Consider the following 23,456-nt stretch of genomic DNA (forward strand, 5'->3'; position numbering starts at 1 on the left):
TCTCTCTCTTTATAGTACAATATCTCTACGACTCTCGCATCCATTCTTTAGGGAAAAATAGCGAAAATAATCGAAGATAGGATTAGATTGCCGCTTATAACCTTTTCTAGTAGTATAAAAGAATGAGATAAGCGAAATTTGCCGAATATTGCACGGGAAATAATTTTTTAAGGAAGGGGCTGCTACAATGGGGAATCTAGTATGCGGCGGTGCGATGCTGCAATGCACGTTCGGTGCTGCACCTGGCTCATTAATGGTACTTCCTGCCAATATGGTTATGACCGCGATGCCTATCGCCAACATCATGGATAATAAGCCCATGGTAAATATTTTACCGTTTGGCATGTGCAACTCACCATCAAATCCTATGGTTGCAGCGGCAACAGCCGCAGCTCTTGGCGTATTGACACCAATGCCTTGCATCCCTGTCACAGCAGCACCTTGGGCACCCGGATCTCCCACTGTTCTTGTCGCCAACATGCCAGCTTTAAATAACAGTTCCAAATGTATGTGCAATTGGGGCGGCGTTATTTCCATACAGCAGCCTGGTCAGATGACGATTCAGGTACCATAGATAGTTAAGATCCAAGCCGGGCGCAACTACGATGTTTTCATAACACGATTTTTGCGAACGTGCCCCTGCTCCAATCGACAGTCTCATTATGGCCACTATCCCGTTGGCTCAGGAGATGAATCGACGCTTTCGGAACTGAGCGAAGGGGATAGTTGTGAGAGAGCTTTCTCACAAGAAACCATGAGATATGCCTAGGATGCTGGAGCAACCGGGCACTTGCTAGAGACACTAATGAAATAAGGAGTGAGCGTATTGGAGCCGATCAAAACGATTGAAAAAGTGCTGAAGCCTATCGTAGCACCTTTCATCGGACATATCATGAAAGCCATCTTAACCGTTGGAAGGCTGCCTAAGTTAGCGATTATTAAATTTCAACAAATGATGCGAGTGATGCTCCAAACTCGTGAATCCTCTCTGAAAAACTACGTATTGATCGGCTCCTACTACATCTCCAAGAGACTGCTTATTTTCATCGTATTGTTCATTCTAGTTCTCATTTTCTTCATATTCATTCGCCCACCTAAGATCGTGAATAAATGGTTGAACCGTGTACCTGTGCTTCAGGAAAACACTCCTAAGCTCACAACTTTTTCTGGGAATGGCAAAATTGTCGATCCCAAAAAAGAAGCACGCTACGTAGGTGATCTGGTGGATGGTCTTTATTCAGGAAAAGGTAAACTGTATCATGCCAATGGCCTTCTCGCGTATGAGGGGGATTATGAAAAAGGTCTGAAATCCGGAAATGGCACGCTCTATGATGAGCAAGGGCATCTCCTGTACAAAGGAGCTTTTACCGCTGATGCCTATAACGGTGCGGGTACGCTATATAATGAGAAACAGAAAGTCGTGTACATCGGTGAGTTTCAAAACGGGGTATTCGGCGGTGCCGGCAAATTATTTGCTCCGAGCGGTGATTTGCTCTATGAAGGAGGCTTCAACGGGGGCATGTACAATGGGGCAGGAAAGCTTTTCTCCTCCGGAGGCATTGCTCAATACGAAGGTGAATTCTCGGCTAGTCTATATAACGGGGCTGGTAAGTTGTATGATGCGAAAGGCATTCTCCTTTACGAAGGCGGCTTTAAAAATGGCAGCTATTCGGGAGATGGCACGGAGTTCTACCCTAGCGGCATGATGAAATATAAAGGCCAGTTCCTTGTAGGCCAGTATGGCGGAGAAGGTGTGGCTTTTGATGAAAAAGGCGTACCGCGCCTCAAGGGCGCGTTCCAGAGCGGCGCCTTAACCGGCGCCGGGGAAGCATATGACGAGTTAGGCAAACTCGTCTATAAAGGCGATTTCAAGGCTGGCGTCTATGACGGCCTTGGCACGTTGTTTGACGCAGACGGCGCGCCGCTGCTGCGTAGCTTCTGGGCAGGCGGCGCGATCAGCCTGCCGAACTTCATCGGTTTGTCCAGCAAGAAAGTCGAAGACTTGCTGGGCAAACCGGCGGAAGTGACGCTGCAGGATGACAGCGTCATGCTCGCGGGCCAGGAGGCGGCTGTCGCAGACGCCTCCGGTGTGGAGCCGGCCGCTGACGGCGCCGGCGGGGATGTTGTGCCAGCCGCAGGTGCTGGCACGAATGCGGGCGCAGCAGCGCCAGTCGGCGTGAAGCTGCTGCTGAGCTACCCGGCCTACCAGCTGTCGCTGCTGGTAGAGCCGTCGAAGACGAACCCGAAGGAAGCGGTCGTGACATCGCTTAGCATTTGGGGCTCGAAGCCATTGGCGTTGCTGCAACCAGCCATCGAGACCTTCAAAAAGCTGACTGAGCCAAACGATGCTGGCTACAGTGTGATGGAGCTGGAGGTCGGCGCCGGTGCTGGCGCCTATAAGAATAGTTACTTTAAAGGTGATTATCTATTTACACTCACCCACTTCAATGCAACGAAAGAAGCTCACCTGCTGCAGGTGAGCTCCACAAAGTAAGACTTGTAGCGAACGACTCGCTGCCAACACACTAAGGGCTGTCCCAGAAGTAAGTTAGTGAGAGAACGAGGCAGATATATACGTGTGAAAAGTAAATAAGTGAAAGAAAAAGGAGCTTAGCGGATTGATACATGGTACCTGCTAAGTTCCTTTTTAGTTTCCGCTTCTCGGAAGACCACGCAAGATAAGGTGATGGCATCGTCCTATCTTGCGTGTTTTCTCATTTTTACTAGAAATAAAGTGATGGTTGCATATCGTTATTGTTCAGCTGGTCGTCCATTAGCACGGATTAGCGTTTTCCCGTAACGTTATTTAAAGTAGTTAAGTCATACCTCATCCTTGCCTATTTCGCTAGCGAACATCGCAATGTCTTCCTTGCTTAAAGGCGTAACAAGCGCAAGTTCCTTCTCCTGTGCGGTTACAAGCTGCTCTCGAGCCTCCTGTGTGCGACCGAGTTTATGGAGCGTTTGTGCATAAAAATAATAGGACTCCGCGTGCTTAGGCGTTTTCGCCATCACTTTCGTATACATCTCTTCCGCTTCTTCTAGACGCCCCAGCATATAGTAGTTCTGCGCTAAGTTATCCATAATGGTCAGATCACTGTCATTATACGCATAGGCCTCGAGATTATAGGTAAGCGCTTCTTCTACGTTGCCAAGCAAAATCTGAAAATAACCATAATTCCCATAAACCAGCGTATTTTTAACCTCTTGTGATAGCCCCTGCAAAATCTGGAGAGCCTCGTCCCTTTTATTCTGAAGCCAGTATACCGTTGCGATATTGAGCCTCGCTTGAATACGGATATCCGTTGCTTTCGTCATTTGCAGGACCTCTTCGAACATTTGTTGAGCCTTGGTGAGATCACCTGTCTTCATTAACAAGTAACCGTATCCAATCTGATGTTTCGGTAGAAATGCTTTAGAGAGATAGGCTTTTTCCATCCAAATCAAGGCTTGTTCACGATCACCCTTCATATAAGCAAGATTACCTCGCTGTGCATAAAAAGCAGATCGATTCACATAAACAAAATAACCGAGGATGACTACGATCGCAGCTACCCCCACTAGCCAATTAACCCGAAACGCCATGACAATCACGATTAGCACTGCGATTAGTTTAAGAACACTTTTTAGGATAGGCGGCATGTCTACTATTCTCCTTTATAAAACGCTAGTAAGTTGTAAACATTGTATCAAAAAAGTAGACACTTCTCCTACTCCAAAAAAAAGACCGACATTCCACCTGCTAATCAGATGGCTTCGGTCTCTTGTAAATCCTATGGCAGTGCTAGTTTCCCCATAATTGTCGGTCTCTCCGCCCCTGTTGCCGCAGGGATATTGTTCGGTTCACCTTGGATGAAGGCATTGCCTAGCAAGGCAAATAACATCGCTTCCTTCGCATCTGCAGATATGCCGAGCTCGTCTGAGGTAAGAATGGTTTGGTTAGGGAGCAGCTCACCTAACATGTTAAGCAGTGTGCGATTATGTGCCCCGCCTCCGCTGATAATAACTTCCGCAATGTCACTCTGTGGAAAAATAAAATCCTGATATCCGCGAGCGATACTATATGCGGTAAAAGCTGTCGCGGTCGCAACGATATCTTCGTGCGGAAGCCCTCGCTCCAATGCGGATGCGAGCCATGCAGCCGCATACCCTTTTCCGAAAAGTTCGCGTCCTGTCGTTTTGGGAGGCGGTTCTTGGAAGTACGGATGTGCAAGCATGCTCTCAAGCAGCTCCTTGTCTACCTTGCCTTCTGCCGCCCAATCGCCATTGGCATCGTACGACTTTCTTCCCTCGGACAACTCGTATACGACTTGATCCATAATCATGTTACCTGGTCCTGTATCAAAAGCGCTAATCCCGCTGGCACCAGCAGGGATGGCTGTGCAATTCCCAATTCCGCCAATATTCTGAAGGATGCGCCCTTTATTTGCGTCTTTGAAAAGGAGATAATCACCGTAAGGAACAAGTGGCGCACCTTGTCCGCCAACCGCCATATCCGCTGTCCTGAAATCACCGACAACAGGTCTGCCTGTTTGTTTGGCAATGACGGAAAGATCTCCGATTTGCAGCGTTGATTTGGGTAGAAAAGGGTCTGTCTCATCCGCAATCGGAATATGCCAGATCGTCTGTCCATGTGAAGAGATAAGGTCAATATCCGCCATGCTCATGTTAGCTGCAGCTGCCGTATGGAGGACAGCATCTGCGAAGCGTTGGCCGATGGCAAAGTTCATACCGCACACTTGTGCAACATCGGAATGCTCGATTGTGCATAACAGCTTAAGCTTTTCTCTCATCTCGTCTTCAAAAGGAAAACTTTCAAAGTGAAGCAGCTTGATGTTCGTATCCGCGCCTCGCCCCTCTATGTGGACAATGGCCACATCGATCCCATCCAGAGATGTACCCGACATGAGCCCTGCAATGGTAAGTGAAGTTTGATTCAGAAGTGTTCGAAGCAAAACAATTCATCTCCTTTGGTTATGGGTTACTCGATTTCAGAAAGTATGAGATTGTGCAGCCTTGGCCGCATCCGCAAGATATGTTCTGTTCGTCCGAAATGAACCCGATTAGTGAGCAAAATGATTTGCAAATCCTGCTTAGGATCGAACAATAGACTGGTCCCAGTAAACCCTGTATGCCCGAAGGAATACTCGGATACGTAGTCTCCGCCGAACCAGAAGCTGCTCTGATGATTCAACATCCAGCCGAGCCCACGGTGCTCTTGGTTATAAGGGGTAAAGTTGCGCGTCATCAGCTCGATCGCGGCTCTCGACACGATTCGTCGCCCCTTAAAGATGCCTTGCTGTCGTATCATTTTCGCGTAATTGGTTAGGTCGTGGACTGTTGAGAATAACCCCGCGTGACCACTTACACCACCCATTAGTTCCGCCTTTTCATCATGAACAATACCTGATTTGTAGGCTTGACGTTGTTCGGAATACTCGGTAATCGCATAACGCGTATCATCGAAGATCGGACAAAAACCTGTTTCCAACATCTCGAGCGGTTCATAAAGTTCCCGTTTGAGATAGGTATCGAACGCTTCACCTGTCACGGATTCAACGATGAGATAGAGCAATATCATCCCAATATCACTATACACAACTCTAGTCCCTGGTGGATATAGTGGCCGTTCGTTTAAGATGATGTCCACCAGCTCATCCCTCGACAGATGCATCATCCCTCGAATACCCGGAATATCTGCCCTAAGCCCTGAGGAATGTGTAAGCAGATGCATGATCCGGATCGGTTCTTCCTGAAGGGGCTGAAATTCAGGCAAGAAGAGCCCTATCGGATCCCCTAAGGATAGCTTCCCTTGATCCATCAACTGAAGTACCGCCGGCAACGTTGCAACTACTTTGGTCAGTGAAGCCAAGTCAAACACCGTGTCGCTTCTCATTGGCGCTGCTTCGGGATAAACAACGCGACTGCCGTAGGCTTCCTTGAGCACTTCGTTACCTTTATGAATAATAGAGAGAACCGCACCGGGGATATGCCCGGCAGCAATTTCTTGTTCGATGAAAAAGCTTATTTTGCCGATATCTACATGGGACACGATACTGAGCTCCCTCCATTTGAAATTCCTCAATCTCAAACCAAACTTAATTGTGCGCCTTCCCATCTCCACCCAGCAGGATAGTCTGCCCCAAGTGTAACAGGCAACCGGCCTTGCGGTGTCAATTTACCGAGCAGAGCTCGTGCCGTACTTTGCAGCGCTAATGGGCGGCTTTCGTAAGCTGCGACGAACGTGGATACGTCCGGGAACTCCAGCAGATCATATGGCACGCGCAGTGCGACGACGACTAGCGGCTTGCCGAGCCCTTGCAGTTCGCGCACCAGCGCGACCTGGGAAGGATGGAATCGGGCGTTGTACGTCCCGATGACGATCTGCTCCGCAGCCGCCGCTTCTGCAAGCACATTTGCGCGGCGCTCGTTCACTTCCGCTAGTGGGAGCACGCGGTCGATCACGTCCAAGCCGTGCTCAGCCAGCGCGGCTCCCAAGCTTGCGACGCCTGCGTACGCTTCGTCGACACCCGACGAAACGGCTGCGGCCACGGTGATCGCCAGCGTCCGCACACGCGGCAGCGGAAGCTGCTGCTGCTCGTCCTTGACGAGCGTGATGCTCGCTTCGCTGAGTCGCTGTGCGACTTCGCAATGCGGCGCGGTTCCGACTTCTTGCGCAGCCGTTGCACGAGGCTGCTCCGCGATGACCCCGCGGCGCGCTTTCAGCGCAAGCAGGCGGTGGACGGAAGCGTCGATCTGAGCTTCAGCGATACGCCCTTCATGCACCGCTTGCTCGATCGCCGCAATCGCGCCGACCTGAAGATCACGTCTGTGGCTGATCAAGACGAGATCCGCCCCTGCTTCTACCGCCATCACAGCGGCGGCAACCGTACCATAATGCACAGAAATCGCGTGCATCTCCATGCAATCGGTCATGATGACACCGTCATAACCAAGTTCTTCTCTAAGCAGACCGGTTAACACCGTCTTAGATAGTGTAACAGGCAGCTTGTTTTGTTCTAAAGCTGGGAAATAAATATGCGAAGACATTATCGCATCGACACCGTTTTGAATAGCTTCTTTGAACGGTACAAGCTCTACAGTCCGAATTCGCTCTTCACCGTGTGTAATGGTCGGCAAATCGAGATGTGAGTCTACATTGGTGTCCCCATGACCCGGAAAATGCTTAGCGGTTGCTACAACGTTCGCTTCTTGAAAGCCTCGTACAGCCTGACTCCCGTACTGAGCAACTAGCTGTGGCGACTCACCGAACGACCGCACGCCAATGACCGGATTATCTGGATTGTTGTTGACATCCAAGTCCGGTGCAAAGTTTAGATTGATTCCGAGCGTGCGAAGCTCTTTACCCGAAATAAGGGCTGCTTCATAAGCACCCTCTGGACCTGCATCCCCAGCAGCCAATGCCATAGACCCTGGCATAAGGGCAACCCCTTCGGTAATACGAGCCACCATGCCTCCCTCTTGATCGATAGAAATCCATAGCGGCAGCGTACCATTTCGCTCTGCAATTGCCTGTAGCCTGCCAGATAGCTCAGCAACCTGCTTGGTATTCTCAACATTGCGGGCAAAATAAATAACACCGCCGATGCGTTGTTCTGCAATTAGTGCTTCCAGCGATTCAGACGCTTCTGTGCCTTCGAATCCACATAGAAGCATTTGTCCGATTTTCTCTTGTAGCGACATCTTCTGAATTTCTCTCATAGTTGACTCCTTCTCTCGTCGCATTTAGTTCTAGATACGGTTTAGTGCCATCAGCGCAGCGCCGCTAGCTGCATCACTCTTAGGCGTGATACATGTCATAGCCGGATAATGTGCTTTGAGCAAATCCATAAACGCTGACTGTACAAAGCTGTTCTTCAATAAGACACTCCCAGCCATGGCAAGACTGCCTTCCTGCATCGATAATTTCTCAACTAAAGGAACAACTAGTTCGAACAACGAACGGGCGCTTTTCTCGACAATCTTCCATGCCGCTCCGTCCCCAAGCTCGCAAGCTTCAGTTAGAATAGGTGCAAGAGCAGCGATATCCTGTTTATTCGTCTGTTTATCGTAAACAAATCGGATGATATCCTGAATGGATGTCATACCTAATTGCTCATACACCTTACTCGCAATTACAGTCTCTGGCAAGCGACCATCATGCGCCCTTACTACCGCAGACAATAGATCTCGTCCGATACTGTAGCCACTGCCTTCATCATCGATGAGATAGCCGAAACCACCCGTGCGATGCGTTTCACCTAACTCGTTTTTGCCATAACAAATCGACCCCGTACCCGCAATCAAAATCATGCCAATTTCGCTTTGATGTGCGCCGCTAAGTGCCGTCTGTTGGTCACCGGTTATGAATAGACCACCTTCGTAGCCACATGCCCTTACACTGGCTTCCAGACGAGTTATGACGGTCGGATTGCTGACGCCAGCTGCACCAATACACACTTGGGCGCAATGCGAAAGTCCACCACATACATCCGCAATTGTACGAAAGATCTCCTCCAGACTTGCCGCAACACTCGCCTCGTCCTGTCCATTATAATTAATGGCACCTGATGTAAAGGTATGTACAACATGCCCCTTCTCATCAACGATCTTAACTGCGGTTTTCGTACCACCGCCATCAAGACCCACTGCAAAATTCTTCATCTCACTCGTCACCTCGATGTCTTCTAGAATCTAATACAGATGATATGACTGCTTTCTCCGAGCAAATTCACGGCTCTCCTCGCGGAATTGTTCCAACATCGCCGGAATATCAATCTGCGCCTCGCGATAGTGACTACCTCCGCCAAGCAAATCAATAAATGGTCTTGAGCCCTCTTTAAAAGGCGGCAAAAATGAAAATTGCTCATAATTGTTCTTGATCGTATACATTAACGTAACGCCTATATCGATTGGACGTACTGCGCGATTGTCTAGGACATGAATTTGCACGCCTGCGCATTGTTCCCCCTGAAACTTGGAAAATGACGGCTTAAAATAAACAGGACGGAACACGACACCTGGCAATTTCTTCGCATTCATTTCATCGGCTAACTTGTATGCATCAATGAACGGAGCACCTATGATCTCAAACGGGGCCGTCGTTCCTCTGCCTTCCGATAAATTCGTTCCTTCAATAATACAAGTACCGGGATACAGTACCACGGTCTCAAATCGAGGAATACCGATGGAAGGCATGATCCATGGACGTCCTGTATCTGAGAATAGCATGTTTCGTTCCCAACCTTCACAACGAACAACATGCAGCTTTCCGTTCAATTTCCTTTCATCGTTTGCCATCAAAGCTACTTCACCTGGCGTCAGTCCATACCGAACACTGAGCGGGTAGTTGCCAACAAAGGATTCGAAGCCGCTTTTGAGCACATTGCCTTCTACCGTTACGCCGTCCAGCGGATTGATGCGGTCTAGAATGACAAATTCTTTACCAGCTTGCGCACAATCTTCCAAAGCATAAAGCATCGTATAAATGAACGTATAATAGCGAGTCCCTACATCTTGAATATCGTAGACGATAATGTCGACCTCATCCAACATTTCTTGTGTCAGACGTTTGGAATCTTTCCGATACAAACTATAGACAGGAACACCTGTCATCGGGTCTACATACGTATCAACCAGCGCACCTGCAGCTAAATCACCACGAACACCATGTTCAGGCGAAAACAGGGCCACTAAGTTGAACTTCTCATGAAAAATTTGGATCGTCGATACAAAATCTTTATTTAATCCGGTCGGTGCTGTAATTAGTCCTACCCGTTTACCTGCGAACAAATGAGCATACTTCTCTATACAATCGATACCATTTAAAATCATTGCTGCCTCCGCCTCCCGATTGTAAAATGACTGCAACAAGCTCCGCGTCTCGTTACAGTCATTTGTAGGTGTTTGGTGTTCTTAGAGATTTTATAATTCTGATTGACGAAGACGCATCGTCTCTTCTGGAATCATAAAGGTTTCTGCATATTGTTTTCTAGCTTCGATACCGCGAACGCGGGCCAAATGCTTATAATATTCTAAATACGGGAAGGACTTACTGCCCGTCACGAACCAATGTGTGGACACAGCTTTCACCCATAGATCATACGCTTCTTGAGAGAAGTCGACATACACATAAGGGCGGTAATCGACGGCATCTTCCCAGTTCTCAGCATAATACAATTTGCTCGCAAAATGATTAGGCAGTTCTCGCTCGAATGAAGCTAGGCCTGCATAGAATCGCGCATCATTGACAATGCGATGAGTCGTCATATGGTCTTTGTGCATACTGTTTTTGAAATGGGTAATAATGATATTCGGTTTCACCTGACGAATCACATCACATACTCTATAGCGCATGTCATCATTATCCTGCAATTCGCCATCAGGAATATCGAATACAATGGCTTCTCCGCCAAGCATTTTGGCAAATTCATTAGCCTCATTAACCTTCTGCTCGCGGTACTCCGACATGATTCTGCCTGCAGGTACACCTCGCTCACCAGCCGTCAACGCCAACGTTACTACACGATCGCCTTTCAGTGCGTGACTAGCTAATACGCCGCCTGCTGTGAGCTCCATATCCCCCACATGCCCGCCAATTCCCAGTATTGTGATCTTCTCGCTCATAGCTCGAACTCCCTTCTCATAACAGCAAATTGTTTAACGGTATAAAATCCAGCACGCTCATAAATACGAATCGCGGGATTCGAGATGCCTGTAAAGAGTGACATGTAGTCAGTTCCAATAGACTGAAACGCTTCACACAGCTTGAAAAAAAGAAGGCTCCCCAAACCATGGCCCTCATGGTCAGGAAGCACACCGATGCCGGCAAAATAACCTCGTCCGTTCGATTGACGAATAACTGGGCCTGCGAAACCAATGGTTTTACCTTGATACGCTGCAATGACGACTGGCACGCCAGTACGTACAGAAGCACCGATCTCCTTTGTCCACAGCGGATTCCCAAAGCCCTCCAGCATGTCTTCTACGCCTGCGTGCTTACCCGGGTCAAACCTTGCGATGGTGTACCCTTGGGCGCTCGCTTTCGCTTCTTTCACGTTGATTTCATCCGGTATCGAGAACCCTGACAAATGAAGATACATCGCACATTGCTTGGCACGTTCCACGTACCCACGCTTCAGTAAAAACGTATACAACTTACTATCCAATGGAACACCCGGGGCATTATTATGCTCATGCTTATCTGTTCCCGGGATATACCATGGTAATACCATCGGATTAAAAAAGAGGATGTCGGCTTGCTTTTTACCTAACTGTTTAAAGCGATCTTCCAAAGCAGTTAATAGCATGAAATAACGGTCGTCCGTTTCATAGCCACTGGCTAACACGATACATGTAAGGTAGCCAGCAACTTCGCCCAAGGGGAGATCATCCCCCGTACATCCACAGGCAAAGCCGATAACCTTATCATCCGCTAATAGAAGGAATGTATTTTCCTTATCAAAGTACCGATTGCTTAGGAAAATATCATCCAAGCTTTGTTCCGTAAGTTCCTTATAGCCATCCTTCACCGCGGCATCATTCCATAACGCGATAACGGCTTGCCGATAGGAATCATCCCAAGTTATCAGCATGCTGCAGCTGCCTCCTTTTGACCCAAATCTAGCCCTTCACCGCACCTACCGTAACACCTTCCAAGAAGTATCTTTGTAGGCTAAAGAATAGAACAAACATAGGTAGTGCAGAGATTGTTGCCCCTGCCATCATTGGCGCAATCATGGTTGTATTCGCAAATCGGAAGCTCTTGAGGCCGACTTGGATGGTTTGCATCTCCATGGAATTGGTCACAAGCAACGGCCAGAAGAACGTATTCCAGCTTTCCATAAACGTCAGAATCGCCATAACGGCCATAACGGTTTTGGACAAAGGCAGAATAATTTTTCCGTAAATTTGGAACTGGTTGCAGCCTTCAATCTTGGCGCACTCCAGAATTTCATTCGGGATGCTGCCCATAAATTGTTTAGCCAGAAAAATATTAAACACGGTAACTAAACTCGGCAAAATCAAGGCGCTGTACGTATTTTGCAATTCAAATACGTTGACCATCAAAATGTATAACGGCACAAGCGTCACTTGCGTTGGAATCATCATAGAACCAAGCAGCAAAGCAAATAGAAAGCCTCTGCCTTTAAATTGAATTTTGGAGAAAGCGTAGCCCGCCATACTCGCAAAAAGAACGTTCGAAATCATTACGGTGACTGCAACAATCAGCGAGTTGAGCAGCCAACGAACGGAATGCTCGTTAAAATTAAAAAAGTATTTATACGAATCTAGCGTAAACTTTTTAGGAATGATTGAATACTCAATCTCTCCGACCGCTACTGGATCACTGAGCGATGAAATGAACATGAAGTAAATCGGAAATATCGTTGCCAAAGCAAATAGGATAAGGGCGATAAAAATGATCGCATTTCGAATCTTTTTCACTTTGGGCTTGCCTGCGTGAGCGCTATATAATGCCATTTATTATCCTCCCTCTCCTAATACTCGACGTCTTTACCTGCGTATTTAAACTGAATAAATGCAATAACACCAATAACGACTGCCAGTAGCAGTGATTGTGCTGCTGCTTTACCAAAATCGAATATCGTGAACGCATTATCAAAAATGAGCAAACCAACCATCGTCGTTGCATGGTTCGGTCCTCCGCCCGTCATCAGGAAGGCATTCTGGAAGACTTGGAATGAACCGATGACGCCAGTCACTAATAGGAACAGTGTAGCTGGACGCAGACAAGGGACAACGATGTGTCTCAGTTTTAAGAAGAAACCTGCTCCATCGAGCTCTGCTGCTTCGTAATACGTTTCGTCAATACCTAGCAAGCCAGCTAAGTATATGATAATGCTTGTGCCGTGGCTGGATAGCCAAGACATAAGAACCAATGAGAACATGGCTGTTGCGCTTTGGCCAAGCCAGTTCTGATTGTCAAAACCAAAAAGGGCGATGAGTTGATTCATAATCCCGCCATCCATCGGATCGAAAATCCAGAGCCAAACGACAGCCAAGGCAACGCCGGAAGCGACCATCGGTAAATAATAGATACCCTTGAAGAAAGATTGCGTTTTCTTTTTCAACGGCAAAATCAAAATAGCAAGCACGAAAGAAAGAAACAAGTTGACAGGCACCGTCAACACGGTATATACAACCGTATTCTTCATCGCTTTCCAAAACAATGGATCCGTCAATGAATTCACGTAATTGTCGAAGCCAATGTAGGTCGAGCCGAGCGGCTTGTATTTCTGCATACTAATAATGAAAGCACTAACGACTGGGTACGCATGAAACAAGGCAAACACGATTAATGAGACAGCTACGAAGGCATAGCCCCACATGGCATCTCCACCTTGAAACTTCTTTCTTTTGATCGGTTTTGCGATATTATTCATACTTGTCACCCCCCTTTCAGAAACTCCGCTTAAAATAGTTCGGATAGCCGCGCAGCTGTTGCTGCACGCCTATCCGAAGATATCGCTATACGATTAGTCTTTTGCAATTCCATTTTCGCCAAATTCTTTGATCGCTGCTGCTTTTACAGCATCGTACATCGCTTGAGGTGTAACTTCACCTGCAAGTAGACCTTGGAATTTAGGAACGATTACTTCTGTTTCCAACTTAATTGCTTTTGCAGCCAAATCTGTCGGGATATCCGTACGGTTTGGCGTTGCATTTTTAAGCATGTTATCTACAGCTGCAACGTTGTCAGGGTTTCTGTCAATTTTCATGCTCTCAGCTGCTTTTTTACCGCTTTTCGTAATATGCGCAGCGAATAGATCGTTATTCGTTGCTGCTGCAACATTGCCGCTTGCCAAGAAGTAAGCCGCTTTTACAATGTTAGCTTTGTGCTCAGCCGTCGGCTCTTTTTTGCCGCGGAATGTCATGTAACCATCAACAACTGTGTTCGCGGAAGCTTTTGCACCTTGGAACGTTGGAGCAGGCAATACGATGTAGTCAACTGGCAAGCTGTCTTTGACAGCACTTGCATCATTCGCTTTAAGCTTTGCATTGTTTGCTTTTGCAGAGTTCTCGAATACAGCAAGTCCTTTACCTGTAATCATCGTTTGACCTGTCAAGAACATGCTCCAGCGTTTACCTGCGTCTACGGAGCTAAGCTCTTTCGGCATGGAACCGTCATCGATCAGTTGACGAAGATCTTTTAGCAAGCCCAGGTAGTTTTTGCTTGTGTACGCATATTTCATATCTGATGTGAATGCGTAAGGCATACCTGCGTTTTTCGCCATAATGCCCAAGTAGTCAACTGCCGCAACGCCTTTTACTGCGAAAGTGAAGCCATAACGTGTTTTACCGTTTTCAGTCACTACGCCTTTTTTGATTGCTTCACGGAATTGGTCGTAAGTCCAGCCGCTAGTCTGTACTTTTTTCCAATCGATGCCCGCCTTCTCCAAGAACTCTTTGTTACCGCCTAGTGCATGAACTTCCATATAAGCCGGGAAGCCGTAAAGACCTTTGCCGCTCTTCATGTAATCCAATGCTGTTTTATCGTAATCGCCTGTCATCTCAGCTGTAGCGACATCCGAAATGTCCATCGCCAAGCCTTGCTCGATATATTTAGGAATCGTACCGGATCCACCGAAAGCGATATCTGGAGGGCTTCCAGCATTCACTTGCGTATCTAGCTTCTGCTTCATATCTTCCCAGCTAGCTGGTTCAATTTTCAACGTTAGATTTGGATACAAAGCTGTGAAATCCTTAGATAATTGTTCAAATGTCTTTTGGTAGTTCGGTGAAACCGGTGGAAGTAGTGCAGTAATCGTGTCTTTCGCAGTGCTAGCCGTAGCTGCAGGAGCATTCGTACCTGCTGGCGTAGTTGTTTCTTTTGTACCAGAAGTACCACCACAAGCAGTTAGAGCCATTGTTAAAGCTACGACAGAAGCTAAAATGGGCATTTTTCTTTTCATGAAAAACAAACCTCCTAGGATAGGGATCCTTGAGTAAGCTCAAGTCTCTCCTCACTTGTTTTAAATGCTTAAACAACTTTTACAAAGGTACGTATGGCTCTCTTCAAACTACCCTCACACTGTTCTAATCCTTCTTCCGCTTCCTTCACATCCATGCCGGTTTTAATCATCATAATGGCAAGTTTACAGTTCATGGATGCTTTCTCGAGGTGGGCAATCGCTGTGGATTCATCCACCCCAGTCGCTATTCGAATAATCCGAATGGAGCGATCGTACAACTTGATGTTACTAGCCTTCATGTCAACCATGAGATTATTATACGTCTTTCCAAGCTTCACCATTGTTCCAGTTGTCAGCATGTTAAGAACCAGCTTCTGTGCTGTACCCGCCTTCAGACGAGTAGATCCCATAATGACTTCCGGCCCAACCACTGGCGCGATGCATACATCCGTAACAGCTACCAATTTGGAATTCTTGTTATTTACGACACCAATCGTTGCTGCACCAATTTCTTGTGCTTTCTTCAAGCAAGCAATAACGAATTGTGCACTTCCGCTGGCCGTAATCCCAATTACCGCATCTTTGGCTGTCACTCCGCATCGTTCAATGAGGGCGACCCCCTCCTCAGCGTTGTCTTCAAAACCTTCCACTGCCGTTCGCAATGCCCCGTCGCCACCGGCGATATGACCTTGCACCATCAGTGGATCAATGCCAAAGGTGGGAGGACATTCAGATGCATCAAGCACACCGAGTCTGCCAGAAGAACCAGCTCCTACGTAGAACATCCTGCCACCGTTTTTGAGAACTTGATGCAGTATATCAACCGCTTTCATGATCTGCGGTATTTCGGCTCCGACTGCTGTTGGAACCAAGGCATCCTGTTCATTCATCATCCGAAGCATTTGCTCTGTTGAACATTCGTCAATTGTCTGTGTCTTATCATTAATCTCTTCCGTAGTTAAACCCGATAGATACTCATCCATAGCTGTCCTCCTGCCTGCTGTACTCTTTACAAAGTCTTTACTCGTCTAATACTAACGAAAAATTTCATAATGGTCAATAGTTTTTGAAATTTTATTTTATTATAAAATAAATAATTGATTTTTTATTTCTAAATTTCAACAAAAAAGACGACGCCTGTAAGGACGTCGTTAGTTTGTACGGTTGGCCTATTTTCTATGCTTGCTGCTGGCAATAATGTCGTGTGTTTTGGCTAAATATTTCTTCACATGCTTATATTCACTGCTCGCTACCCCTGCAAATAGGATATCAATCACCGTTAGCATCGCGATGCGCGAACCCATGGCTCCGCTACGAATCGTCACTTCTGGTGTCGAGATGCTCAGTACGATATTAGCGTTATCTGCCAAGGCACTTTTATTGTATTTGGTAATGGCAATGATGGTCGCACCATTCTTCTTAGCAATTTCCAAGGTATCGAGGATTTCCATTGTGCTCCCCGAATTCGAAATAAAGATAGCAACGTCGCTTTTTCCAAGCAGCGTGGCTGCTGTAAGTTGGCTATGTCCATCCGTGTAGGTATGGCACATCTTATTAATGCGGGAGAATTTCTGCTCCGCATCCATTCCTACCAGCCCCGAAGCGCCAATCCCGAAGAAAACGATCCGGTTGCAATCCACTAGTACTTTTACCGCGCGGGCAATTTCATTGCGATCAATGACACTAAGAGTATCAACAATCGATTTGCTATTATTGTGCGAAATGTTGGAGATAATCGTCGAGAGGTCATCGCCAGGTTGAATATCTGTGTATTGATCCTTCTGCTCCTCATCCATCGAGCCTAAAGAAGCAGAAATGCTCACGATGAAGTTACGATAGCCTTTATAACCCATCGTTTTGCAAAAACGTAGAACAGATGCATCGCTCGTTTTTGTCGCCTGCGCGAGACTCTTAATCGAGAGATGTGGAATCTCGTCCACATTATCTAAAATATAATCAGCGACTAGCTTCTCCACCGGCGTGAGACTATCTTTCATATCGCGAATTTTAATTAAAATATTATCGTTTATTGACATATAGGTTCCCTACTCACCATAGTTTATCCGACTGAAATCACCTTCATCATACGTATTATTAGGCAAAAAAACAAGATCCTCCTACAATAAATTTGTAAAATTTAGTGTTATTCATAAAATTTAATTTCATAAAAAGTTAATTATATTGAAATTATTTTACAGTTTGTTATTGGAGCAATTCTTGGCGCGCTGCTTTACTAGAAGCGAGATTTCACGGCTTGGAAATCAGGGCAGAATGAGGCTAACATTTACATAAATTACTAAGCCATCCGAGTGAATTTTTTAGGTGAACTAACTGGGGTTTATGTAGTTAATTTTACCGAAATCGCTAGTTTATGGGGGGGGGGAATAACTGGATTTTGGAGACTGTCGATTAATGAATTGAGACTTAATAAATATGCAACTTAGTGAATTCATATATAAATTGACGTTTTAGAGGAGGTTGTCTCTCCTTACAAAGGTACGCTCACATGCGATTTCAAATAAAGGTGTGCCATAACGTTATTTTGCGAACGAGATTCATCTCTATGTCATGGGAGCGATAAGTTATCTCGAGTTGCAAAAGTTCCCGTTTCTCTAAATTTTAAATGATGCATATGATTATTCAGGATAAACAGTTAATCGACAGTCTCTTTTTGCAGTTAATTTGACGCGGTTCTTCTCCTTTATCTACGTTTTCTATTTCCAAATAGCCAACTTTAGAGCATCCGCCTAGATTGTGCATATACTGCTCGTAAAAGGAGGCGTATTGTATGCATGATCCCCATTTTCATTATCTCCAACATTGTAATCCAATCCCTGCTTACGCTGGAAAGACCTATAGATATGATTATGTTGACGGCAATGTCTTCATCATTCATTTCTTCGACGCCACTCATCGACATGATGAAGGGATTGCTGGGCAACATAAAGGACTTAAAGGGTACTATCAATTCAACTACGTTGAGATTTCCCCTTGTATTTACTTCTTGTATTGGTTGGAAGAGGTCTACACAGTTAGTCAAATTATTGACCTAAATCGAATGCTTGTCTACACCCACTATACTCATGATAAAAATGGCGATCGAAAAAGCTTTTTTCATTATGGTACAATAACCCAACTATGTTGAGGACTAAAATTTCTATTAGCACAGCTACATCCTGTTTAGATTTAGGAAGGTTCAATCGAACCTTCCTTTTTTAAGGATGTGATTTACTTTGTCGCGACGTGAATGTTCCTAACATATTCGCATTGTTAACATGTTTCTATATCGAGAAGTTGTAAAAGTACCCTACCGAGAGACTTTTAAAAAGTGTCTTCTTGATAGGGTACTTTTTATTTTTTGGCGGTTTTTTTATGTAAACCGAAAAATTCAACCAAAACCTGACTAAATTCACCTTATAATTTGGACTTCCAGTTCATTACTTATGAATTGTAGTGCACTTTAAATTTGTGAAGGAGGATGTCGATGGGAAAAATGGCATGGGTGGGCTGGAGGAAAAAGCTAGCCGCCAAATGGTTAGGAGTGACTGTCGCCGCGGGAATAAGCATCGTATGGGGCGCTGTGGCCGCAAGTGCAGCAATTGCTGATGTAGAGGTACATCCTAGTCAACCTGGCACGATCACCTCGGCAACTGGCAGTCAGTTAAAACAGTTTCCTTTTGCATTTGGATTCGATGCGGTGGACGGCAGCGGCAATGTATACAAGAAAATTTTTCTGAGCTATAGCGAGTCGCCTGATTCCGCCAGTGTTACGCCGGTAAACACATACCGTGTCTCTACGGACGGGGGTTTGACCTTCCCCTCTTCCACGGAGGTGACGGGGACGACGCTTGCTTTTATCAATGCCGTTAAACGGATGGATGGCACGCTTCTGGCTGTTGATTTCAAACCAACGGGGGTTGTTTCCGGTACCTCTAACAAAAAATGGACCATGCAGTATTATACTTCGTCCGACAACGGCATCAACTGGACAACGCATACAACCGGCACGATCATGTTCCCTAACTCCATCAATGGTGAACCCCGGATGCATCGCGGCATTGTGACAGATCCGGACGGTACGCTGTATATGCCAGCATATGGCAACTACACCGGCGATGTCGTGAACCGTTCCATGCTGGCTAAATCGACAGACGGCGGAGCTACTTGGACCGTCATTTCTACAATCGGCTACGTCTCGAGCCTGGGCTTTAACGAAACCGCAATTGTTCGAACCGCTAACGGTTCGCTTCTAGCCGTCATGCGAACAGGTGTCGCTGGGCCGATGTATTACGCGCGCTCCACCGACAACGGCCTTACATGGACTACACCAGCCAAGCTGCCCGGCGTCTCGGATACGAATGCGCAAAGCGTTGATCCCGAACTACTGCTCTTGCCGAACGGTGTTCTGGTACTAAGCTACGGAAGGCCAAATACCAAATTTCTGCTATCCGAGGACGGCAACGGCACGTCATGGACCAATTTCACGTCTACTTTTTCCGAAACGACAGATGTATTAGAAACGACAGGTTATACGGGCTTGGTTACGGTCGGACCTAACCGCTTCTTACAGGTTGGGGATACCGGGGCGAATTGGAGCTATTCTTACTTCCCGAGTCCGAACAAACTGTCCATCTGGGGTAAGCTCGTCGATGTCGTCAAAACCCCAATCAACCGCATCGATCTTAAAGAAAAATACAAGCAAAGCAAAATTACAGTCACGACGGACATGAGTTACTCGAATGCTTCGCATCCGGAAGCACGCATCGCGGGTGCCTTCGATGGCAGCACGAATTATTGGAGCGGCGCCTTTAAAACCGGGTCTGCGGGCAGCACGACGAACGCCTCGTTCCAAATTGAGCTGGATAAAACATACCGGATCACCGATATCGGCACGAGCTTGAACATCGGAACGGCCGAGTCGGCTGAGATTTACTTTTCCACGGACGGCACCAATTGGGGGATCCCCGTCAAAACGTATGCGAACAAAAAGCATTACGCCATGGAATACACGCACTTCGGCGTTCCTTTATCGGCACGATATGTCAAGGTACTCGCCAGCGGTACTTCCGCTTACATCGCGTTGAACGAACTGGAGTTGTATGCGACGGAAGATTCTTATGAAAATAACGCTTTGTCCGCAGCCCCGTACGGTTACACCAACGGCAACATGGTGACCGTCAGCAGTGCGGACGGATACGAAAGTGACCGGGCATTATATATTAACGATACTTCGAGCGGTGGAATCGCTTTGATTGAGAAAACCGTGGATGCAACGGGGAGTAAACAGCTGTCATTTCGCTTAAAGCCGACTGCATATGCGACCTCAGGGTCCATCATGTTCAATGTGCTGGGGCAAGTAAGTGCGGGGGATACCGAGGTTTATCATTTTGCAGTATTCTCTAACGGTTCCGTTCACTATCACAACGGCTCAGATTGGGTGCAGATCGGTGCGGCAGGAACCGTGCCTACGAATAGCTGGAGCCTTGTACGCGTAGATGCAACCCTAACGAGCGCCAAAGTGTATGTTGGCGGAACCCTCATCGGGACAGCTACCATGTACGCCAATCCGGCCAATGTCCAGTTGCTGAACGGCTTCGCCTTCTCCAGCTCCGGTACTGCGCCTACTGGCGACAAGGCGTACGTGGACGATGTTGTGATTACAGAAGTGAATGCAATCAATAACACATTCGAGAGCGATACTGTCGGGTCCTCGCCTGCCGGCTATACAACGGCTACGATGGCCACCGTCTCCAGCACGCGCGCTTATGAGGGCACCAAGTCGTTGCGGGTATATGACAACTCAACCAGCGCGATCGCGATGGCGGCAGAGAACGCCGATTCAGCGGACGCCAAGACGCTTGAGTTCTATGCCTACGTTACAGCAGCGCCGACTGGTTTCTTGTTCGGCATCAACGGGACAGTGAGTTCAGGGACGACTAGCATTTACCACTTGGCGCTGAATAGCGACGGCAGTGTGAAGTATTACGATGGCTCAGATTGGGTCGTAATCGGCGGTGCTGGCACCGTCTCGACACTGAACGCGTGGAACAAGTTCCGCCTCGAGGCCAATAAAACTTCAGCGGCTTTGTACATTAATAACAACTACATTGGCAGCGCAGGCACATACGCCGCCTCTGGTAACATCCTAAAGCTGAACGGCTTCAAGTTCTCGAGCGGCGGCACGCCGACCACGGGGGACGACATTTACGTCGACAAAATGTACTTTGGAAACTAAGCTGATCGTGTAACAATTGAAGCCATCGTCAATATGCCAACAACAAAGAGCTAAGCAGGTATAAGCCGCTTAGCTCTTTGTTAAATTCCCATATTCTAATCTGCTACAGCAGCTCTCGCTACGCGGACGGATGCGAAGGCATACACGATGAGCGCGCTCCAGATAAAAGCAAAGCTGATCAGCAGCACGGGGGAAAAGCTCTCTTTAAAGACAAATACGCTGAGCAAGAGCGTAATGGACGGGCCGATATACTGAATGAAGCCTAGCATGGATAGCGGCAGTTGTGCCGCAGCTTTGGCAAACCACAGTAAAGGCAACGCGGTGGCCGCGCCTGCAAGGAACAGCATGATTAACGTGATCGGCGGAAGCGTCCAGGCAGCATCTTGATGCGTGGCAAATAGGTAGATGACGTAGCTGATGGCGATCGGAAAGACGAACGCGGTTTCACCCGCGAGCCCGGTTGCCGCATCGTAGGTGACTCTTTTTTTGACCAGGCTGTATAAGCCGAATGTCCCCGCTAATGTGAGCGAAACCCACGGAAATCTGCCATAATCGATGGTGGCAATCAGGACACCAATCCCCGCCAAAGCCACGGCCAGCCATTGTCTGCCAGTGGGCTTTTCCCGCAAGAACAGCACCGCTAGCATAATGTTAAAAAGTGGCGTGATGTAATACCCGAGACTCGTCTCAATGACATGCCCATTATTTACTGCCCAGATAAAAATCAACCAATTCGTACTGATCAGAAGGCTGCTTGCCCCCACGAGTAATAAGGTCGTGCGATTCGTGATAAGGCTGCGAAATTGCTGCCATTTGCCTTTACCAACAATAATCAGAATCGCCATAAAGACGAATGACCAAATCACGCGATGCGATAATATTTCTCCTGCCTTCAACGTCCCAAAAAGCTTCCAATACACAGGCAGCAAGCCCCACGCGATATAAGCAATAATGGCATATCCTAGCCCTTTTTTCATCGTAAAAACCTCATTTCACAAGCAAGTAACACAATTCTATGCAGCATAAAATTTGTCCGACGGTTAAATAACATTGCTCCATTGTAGCATAGGCTTTGCGCGATGTGTGTGAACATTGCAAAAAGCCCCCTATACAGGAGGCTGCTGCAATACGCGGCTGAGAGCATTATTAGTTGGCGAGAATCCAAGCAGATAGATCTTTTAACACAGCCTGATCAACATGGCTTGGTGTTTTATATTCCTCTACTGTACCCGTGGTGGATGTCATAAATAAATGGTTTAATCCAGTATACAGCTTAAATGTTGCATTCGATTTTCCATCAAGCATAGTCTGATATGCCTTATAATCTACATTCGCATATACTTGAAAATCTTTTTCTCCCTGCATAATGAGTACAGGCTTAGTCATATTTTCAAGATACTCACTTGCTGGATGCTCATCCATCTCTTTATAGTAATATCCGGTTGCTCCGGCTAAAGGAACTTTCTTTGCGTCATCATCTGACATCGTTTTTAGTTTTGCAAAGACAGCCATAAGTGAATCAACCTGACCTTGAGCAATCGTCTTATGTTCAGCTGGAAGAGTATTTATAATCGCCATATTTTGGTCATAAATGATTTCAGCAAAACTTCTCGGAGAGCCAGCCATCATAATAATTCCGGCAGAGTCTCCGCCTTCACTATCAATCCTTGGGGCAAGCATACCGCCCTCACTATGTCCAAGGATAAACACCTTAGTTTTATCTATTCTCGTATCTTCTTTTAGAAAGTTTACCGCTGCGATCGAATCCTGAATATACTCTTGATCAACTGTAAAATTCGCAATATCAGACACGACTTTTGATTGATAGGTAAGTGTACGCTTATCAAAGCGTAAAACAGCAATTCCCTTTGAGGTTAGATAATCTGCGATGTCCTTAAAAGGCTTATTGCTATAAATCGTTTCATCACGGTCATTAGGCCCTGAACCAGCGACAAGAACCACGGCAGAAACCGGTCCTGTTGCTCCATCTGGTATTGTCAACGTGCCATGAATTGCCCATTCCGTAAATTTGTTGATGGTAACACTTTCTTCTTTAATAGTCATGGATACCTCCCTTTTATCATTAGAATCACCTTTATTACCACTAACTGGAGATGAAAAGACCGATATAATTAAAATCATTAAGGCTATCAACATTTTTTCCATATAACCCCTCCTACATTTATTTAGAAATTTATCTAAATATATAATTAAATCATATCTTTCGTTTTTCAAACTGTCAACCCGCTTACCAAAAGTAAAACGCAAAAGCAGCCTGCCCTCTAACG

19 protein-coding genes are annotated in these 23,456 nt (G+C 46.6%); 4 read left to right on the forward strand and 15 right to left on the reverse strand.

The annotated features are described in order from the left end of the window. Positions 1-187 precede the first annotated feature (187 nt). Positions 188-574, forward strand: coding sequence for a DUF4280 domain-containing protein (locus AC58QT_RS15145; RefSeq protein WP_310499586.1), 387 nt, complete (start codon positions 188-190; stop codon positions 572-574). A 252-nt stretch (positions 575-826) separates the two neighbouring features. Then, entirely contained in the window at positions 827-2,494 is a 1,668-nt protein-coding gene (locus tag AC58QT_RS15150) for an MORN repeat-containing protein (RefSeq protein ID WP_497409693.1), read from the forward strand. Positions 2,495-2,820: 326 nt separating this feature from the next. Here AC58QT_RS15150 and AC58QT_RS15155 read toward each other — a convergent pair whose 3' ends face one another. The 13 genes from AC58QT_RS15155 to AC58QT_RS15215 form a co-directional block, all read right to left on the reverse strand. Further along, positions 2,821-3,639, reverse strand: coding sequence for a tetratricopeptide repeat protein (locus tag AC58QT_RS15155; RefSeq protein ID WP_497409694.1), 819 nt, complete (start codon positions 3,637-3,639; stop codon positions 2,821-2,823). A gap of 131 nt (positions 3,640-3,770) precedes the next feature. Beyond that, positions 3,771-4,952, reverse strand: a complete 1,182-nt coding sequence (locus tag AC58QT_RS15160; RefSeq protein ID WP_497409695.1) for an anhydro-N-acetylmuramic acid kinase — start codon at positions 4,950-4,952, stop codon at positions 3,771-3,773. Between the two features lie 26 nt (positions 4,953-4,978). Beyond that, entirely contained in the window at positions 4,979-6,049 is a 1,071-nt protein-coding gene (locus AC58QT_RS15165) for a serine hydrolase domain-containing protein (protein WP_497409696.1), read from the reverse strand. 35 nt (positions 6,050-6,084) lie between these two features. Then, on the reverse strand, positions 6,085-7,719 hold the full coding sequence (gene nagZ, locus AC58QT_RS15170; RefSeq protein ID WP_497409697.1) for a beta-N-acetylhexosaminidase: 1,635 nt from the start codon (positions 7,717-7,719) through the stop codon (positions 6,085-6,087). A gap of 30 nt (positions 7,720-7,749) precedes the next feature. After that, positions 7,750-8,661 (reverse strand): N-acetylglucosamine kinase, encoded by a 912-nt coding sequence (locus tag AC58QT_RS15175; protein WP_497409698.1) that lies wholly within the window; start codon positions 8,659-8,661, stop codon positions 7,750-7,752. Between the two features lie 30 nt (positions 8,662-8,691). After that, positions 8,692-9,831 carry an exo-beta-N-acetylmuramidase NamZ family protein gene (locus AC58QT_RS15180; protein WP_497409699.1) on the reverse strand — a complete coding sequence of 380 codons (1,140 nt, stop codon included), beginning with the start codon at positions 9,829-9,831 and terminating at the stop codon, positions 8,692-8,694. A gap of 90 nt (positions 9,832-9,921) precedes the next feature. Beyond that, complete coding sequence (locus tag AC58QT_RS15185; RefSeq protein ID WP_310500804.1) at positions 9,922-10,623, reverse strand: PIG-L deacetylase family protein; 702 nt, start codon at positions 10,621-10,623, stop codon at positions 9,922-9,924. Beyond that, positions 10,620-11,591: a GNAT family N-acetyltransferase gene (locus AC58QT_RS15190; protein ID WP_497409700.1), complete on the reverse strand. Its 972-nt coding sequence runs from the start codon at positions 11,589-11,591 to the stop codon at positions 10,620-10,622. The genes AC58QT_RS15185 and AC58QT_RS15190 overlap by 4 nt, the downstream gene beginning before the upstream one ends. Positions 11,592-11,619: 28 nt before the next feature. Continuing rightward, complete coding sequence (locus tag AC58QT_RS15195) at positions 11,620-12,480, reverse strand: carbohydrate ABC transporter permease (RefSeq protein ID WP_497409701.1); 861 nt, start codon at positions 12,478-12,480, stop codon at positions 11,620-11,622. Positions 12,481-12,497: 17 nt separating this feature from the next. Beyond that, positions 12,498-13,403, reverse strand: a complete 906-nt coding sequence (locus tag AC58QT_RS15200) for a carbohydrate ABC transporter permease (RefSeq protein ID WP_310500807.1) — start codon at positions 13,401-13,403, stop codon at positions 12,498-12,500. Positions 13,404-13,496: 93 nt separating this feature from the next. Continuing rightward, positions 13,497-14,933 carry an ABC transporter substrate-binding protein gene (locus tag AC58QT_RS15205; RefSeq protein ID WP_497409702.1) on the reverse strand — a complete coding sequence of 479 codons (1,437 nt, stop codon included), beginning with the start codon at positions 14,931-14,933 and terminating at the stop codon, positions 13,497-13,499. A gap of 68 nt (positions 14,934-15,001) precedes the next feature. Next, positions 15,002-15,916 carry an N-acetylmuramic acid 6-phosphate etherase gene (murQ, locus tag AC58QT_RS15210; RefSeq protein ID WP_497409703.1) on the reverse strand — a complete coding sequence of 305 codons (915 nt, stop codon included), beginning with the start codon at positions 15,914-15,916 and terminating at the stop codon, positions 15,002-15,004. Between the two features lie 186 nt (positions 15,917-16,102). Next, positions 16,103-16,969, reverse strand: coding sequence for a MurR/RpiR family transcriptional regulator (locus AC58QT_RS15215; RefSeq protein ID WP_310500810.1), 867 nt, complete (start codon positions 16,967-16,969; stop codon positions 16,103-16,105). Positions 16,970-17,721: 752 nt separating this feature from the next. Here AC58QT_RS15215 and AC58QT_RS15220 point away from each other — a divergent pair. Beyond that, positions 17,722-18,078, forward strand: a complete 357-nt coding sequence (locus AC58QT_RS15220) for a MoaF-related domain-containing protein (protein ID WP_497409704.1) — start codon at positions 17,722-17,724, stop codon at positions 18,076-18,078. A gap of 339 nt (positions 18,079-18,417) precedes the next feature. After that, the gene (locus tag AC58QT_RS15225) at positions 18,418-21,168 is read left to right on the forward strand and encodes an exo-alpha-sialidase (protein WP_497409705.1); all 2,751 of its coding nucleotides are present in this window, start codon (positions 18,418-18,420) and stop codon (positions 21,166-21,168) included. Positions 21,169-21,263: 95 nt separating this feature from the next. Here the strand turns inward: AC58QT_RS15225 and rarD are convergent, their stop codons facing one another. Both rarD and AC58QT_RS15235 read right to left on the reverse strand, forming a co-directional pair. Next, positions 21,264-22,145 carry an EamA family transporter RarD gene (gene rarD, locus AC58QT_RS15230; RefSeq protein ID WP_497409706.1) on the reverse strand — a complete coding sequence of 294 codons (882 nt, stop codon included), beginning with the start codon at positions 22,143-22,145 and terminating at the stop codon, positions 21,264-21,266. A 169-nt stretch (positions 22,146-22,314) separates the two neighbouring features. Beyond that, positions 22,315-23,334 (reverse strand): alpha/beta hydrolase family protein, encoded by a 1,020-nt coding sequence (locus AC58QT_RS15235; protein WP_497409707.1) that lies wholly within the window; start codon positions 23,332-23,334, stop codon positions 22,315-22,317. Positions 23,335-23,456 lie beyond the last annotated feature (122 nt).

This window comes from Paenibacillus sp. J31R109 (assembly GCF_059692055.1).